2 protein-coding genes are annotated in these 3,992 nt (G+C 68.8%); one reads left to right on the top strand and one right to left on the bottom strand.

Translation table 11 applies throughout. The features are described 5' to 3' along the window. Positions 1–542: 542 nt before the first annotated feature. Positions 543–950, bottom strand: coding sequence for a hypothetical protein (locus E2E34_RS32205; protein WP_244316336.1), 408 nt, complete (start codon positions 948–950; stop codon positions 543–545). Positions 951–1,375: 425 nt separating this feature from the next. Between E2E34_RS32205 and E2E34_RS32200 the strand changes: the two genes are divergently transcribed. Further along, positions 1,376–3,958, top strand: coding sequence for a DEAD/DEAH box helicase (locus E2E34_RS32200; RefSeq protein WP_138905382.1), 2,583 nt, complete (start codon positions 1,376–1,378; stop codon positions 3,956–3,958). Positions 3,959–3,992 lie beyond the last annotated feature (34 nt).

The following is a 3,992-nucleotide window of genomic DNA, read 5'->3' as shown; positions in this document are numbered from 1 at the left end:
GGGTCCCACAGCGCTGCGCGCTGTGCAGGGGAAACGCCTCGCTTCGCTCAGCGGGGCGGCCGCTTCGCGGCCTTGGTGCCACCGGCTTCGCCGGTGGCTGGCCCTTCGGGCCGTCAGGTGCCGCGCTTCGCTTGGCACCTGAGCCTCGCTCAGCTCGGCCGAAGCGAGCGAGCGCTTCGCGTTCGCTCGGGCGGGTCCGCTTCGCTCCCCCGCCCCAACGGTTCTTCCGGCTGCGCCTCCAGAACCGTTGGGGCCCGCTGCCGCGGGCCAGCTGGCTGTAGGAACGGCGGGTGGTTACTCGATGTGTCCGGTTGTTGGGTCCACCTGTTTCAGGAAGTCCCGGGCTGACGCCTGCAGTTCCGGCTCACTCAAGGCTGCGGCCGGCTGCACGGCACAAGTGAGGACCTGACAGCCAGGTGAAGTCATAGGTGCCCAACTCGTCAGGACGCTCGGTGACATCGAACCTCTCCCCGTCGACCATCAAGGTCCAACGCTGTGCGCTGCGCCTGTCCATAACCGGTCAGTATGCCTGGGCTCTGGTCTCATCCGAATGGCCGGTCTCCTCGAAGCCTGTGATGCCACCAGCCGCCCCTTCGCCGGGGATCGCGGAACGCGAACGGATCCGGGAGGGTCCGGCGCCACAGTTCCGCGTCGAGCACAGCAAGAAGTGCCTCGAGTTCCCGGCGCGCCGGGGCAGGGAGCAGTACCACAACCTGCCCCAGCATGTCCCTGGCCTCGGCCACGTCTTCCAGGCTGTCGGAAGGGCACGGGCACACGGCGTAGGGGATCTCGAGATACCGGCCTGGCCGGGCGAGGAACCGCCGGCACCAGTACAGGGCTGTCTCGGTGGCGCCGGGCCACACGTCTTCGGTGCAGATCTCCCGCTCGACCCGGCGCACGGTGGCGGATGTCCGCGGCGACAACCGGTCGATCCGGTAGGGCTGGTGCAATGCGTAGAGCTTGGGTTGAGGGGCGCGCAGTGCGCCCGGCCGCCTACGCGGCATGGCCCTTTCGGGCTGTGATTGTCATGTCGGCATTTTGCCACGGGTGATGAGGTGGGATGCGGCGGGGTTAGGTGGGAGGGGCCGGGTGCGAAAGGTGGGGCAGGTTTCCCCTCGGATATGAGGGAACCTCTGCGTCCCGTGTGCTTCATTTTTGGAATCGGATATAGTTTGGACTCGGGGCATGTCATCGCTGACCGGTGTGGAGGCTTGTCAATGTCCCCTCCGGGAGCTCGCAACGGTGCCCTGGCGAGGAGGGCGGTCAGCCGACCGGCATCGGTCGAGTCCTTGGTCTTGTAGCTTCCCGACGTGGGGAGTTCTCGTTTCTCGCCGTTCAAATCGACCGGGCGGCACCCCGGAGAAGGCAGGCGGATATGTCGAGCACAGGCCGCGCTGATCAGCGCGAGGCCGCCCAGCGAGAAGCCGTTGACGCGGTTCTGCGCGCCCTGGAATTGCCTGCAAGAGCGCTTGTGCCCGAGCGAGGGCTGCGGACTCAGGTGATCATGGCGACCGGGTCCGGGAAGACCCGGGTAGCGGTCCGCAGCGCGCAGGAGCTCCACGCGGGCCGTGTGCTGGTGCTCGTGCCCTCGCTGGACCTGCTGGCGCAGACCGAGGCCGCGTGGCGCGAGGGGGGCCGCCGGGGGCCGATGATCGGTGTGTCCTCGCTACGGGGCGAGGAGGTGTCCTTCCCCAACACCACGGACGTGGGCGAGCTGGTGGAGTGGACGCGGGGCCTGGAGAAGGTCACCGTGTACGCCACGTACGCCAGCCTCGGGCTCGGCACGCTCGAGCGGGCGCACGCCGCCGGCCTTGCGGCTTGGGACCTGATCGTCGTGGACGAAGCCCATCGGACGTCGGGCCGGATCGGCAAGCCGTGGGCAGTCGTTCACGACAACCAGAAGATTCCCTCCCTGCGTCGGCTATACATGACGGCCACGCCCCGGCTGTGGCAGCTCGGGGACGAGGAGGGTCTTGCTGGCGCGCCGGGGGAGCTGGTGGCGAGCATGGAAGACGACTCCGACGGGGCCTTCGGCAGCCGCTGCTTCACGCTCACGCTCTCGCAGGCCATCGACCGGGGGATCTGTGCCCCCTACCGAGTCGTATGCGTGGACGTCACCGACACCCAGCTCCAAGCCGCGCAGCTCCTGGGCGCCGAAGGGCGTACGGACGAAGTCCGCGGGGCGCGACTCGCCGCTCTGCAGACCGCGCTGGTGAAAGCGTCCGCCGAGGAAGGCTTCCGCCGCACTCTGGTCTTCCACCATGTGGTGAAGGAGGCCGAGGCGTTCGCGGCCGGCCTGCCGGATGTCGCCAAACGGCTGCACGTCAGCGATCCGGAGCTGTACCCGAAGACGGTGTGGGCCGACTGGCTGTGCGGGGAGCACAAACCGCTCCACCGTAGGCGCGTTCTCGGTGAGTTCGCCGCCGGGATCGCGACGGACGGCACCGTTGTGGAGAAGGCATACCTGGGTTCCGTGAGAGTTCTCGGGGAAGGCATCGACACGAAGAACTGCGACTCCGTGTACTGGGCGGATGTCCGCGGCTCCATGCCCGACCTCGTCCAGGCGGTGGGGCGTGCGCTGCGGATGCAGCCGGGCGAGGGGAAGATGGCCTCGCTCGTGGTACCGGTGCTGCTCGGGCCGGGCGAGACAGCGGACAACATGCTCACCAGCAGGGCGTACGGCGGGCTCGCCAAGCTCCTGGAAGCTCTCAGAGCCCACGACACTCGCGTGGTGGAGCAGCTGGCCGAACAGCAGGCCCAGAGCCGCGTGCGGGGCGTACAGACCCGCAGCTGGCCCCAGGAAGACGAAGCAGCCGGCAGCGACCGAAGCGACCGTGAGCTGTCAGTCCCGGCCCGGGAACTGCTGAAGTTCTCCACGCCACGCGACCCCGCGCAGCTGGCCGCGTTCATCAACCTCCGCGTCCTCAACCCCGAACACGCCCACTGGAGGCGCGGCGTAGAAGCCGCCGTCATCTACGCCCGCGAGCACGGCGACCTGCGCGTCCCGTTCACCTACCGCGTCCCGGCCGGGCCGCAGGACCAGCCGGGCGAGGAACACGAGGACGCGGCCGTATGGCCAGCCTCGCTGGCGAACTTCCCCCTCGGGCAATGGGTGGCCGACACCAGGAGGTTCCACGCCCGCGGCGACATGGACGCCGACCGCATCGCCCAGCTGGAAAAGCTCGGCATGGTCTGGTCCCGCTACGACATCGCATGGGAAGAAGGGCTCGCCGCCGCGCGCGGGTGGGCTGGCGAACACGGGCACCTCCTCGCCCCGCTGGACGCCACCTACCAGGGCTATCGAGTAGGCATCTGGCTCAAGAACGCCCGGGCCGCCGCCCGCAAGGCCGCCGAGATCGAGCAGCGGCGTACCCAGGGGCTGCCGGTCCAGTCGTCGGCCGGAGCGCTGTCGAACGGGCGGCGCGAACAGCTGGAGGACATCGACCCGTCCTGGTGCCCGGCCTGGTCGGTGGAATGGCAACGCTGCTTCCACCTCACCCGCCTCCATCTGCAGGAGGCCGGCGGTGAACTGCCGACCGAGCCGGGCGTCGCCGTACACCAGAAAGAAGACCTCGGCGGGTGGGTGCGGTCGGTCCGGCTCGGCTGGGACAAGCTGACGGCCGTGCAGCAGTGGATGTGTGAACACGTCCTCGGCATCACACCCGCCACCGACGGCGAGAAACCGCCCCTGCGGACCAGCCAGGCACAGAAGTGGGCGCTGCACCTCGCCGCCGCCCGGCAGTACTACGAACGCGAAGGACACCTGCGGGTACCACGCAAGCACATCGAGACGATCATCATCGGCGGCGGCGGGAGTGGGAACGAAAGTAGTGGCGAGGACCACGAGGTACGGGAGCTCAAGCTGGGGGCCTGGATCGGGAACCAGCGGAGCAGGGCCACGACGCTGGCACCCGAACGAATCGAGCAACTGACCAAGATCGGCATGCGCTGGACGTAATGGCCACCGTCGTCACCGCGGTCGGCGCCGCCTC

Origin of the sequence: Streptomyces albidochromogenes (assembly GCF_005981925.1) — a bacterium.
Taxonomy (GTDB): domain Bacteria; phylum Actinomycetota; class Actinomycetes; order Streptomycetales; family Streptomycetaceae; genus Streptomyces; species Streptomyces albidochromogenes.
The sequence above is the reverse complement of the archived record's forward strand: the minus strand, read 5'-3'. Positions and strand labels throughout refer to the sequence as shown.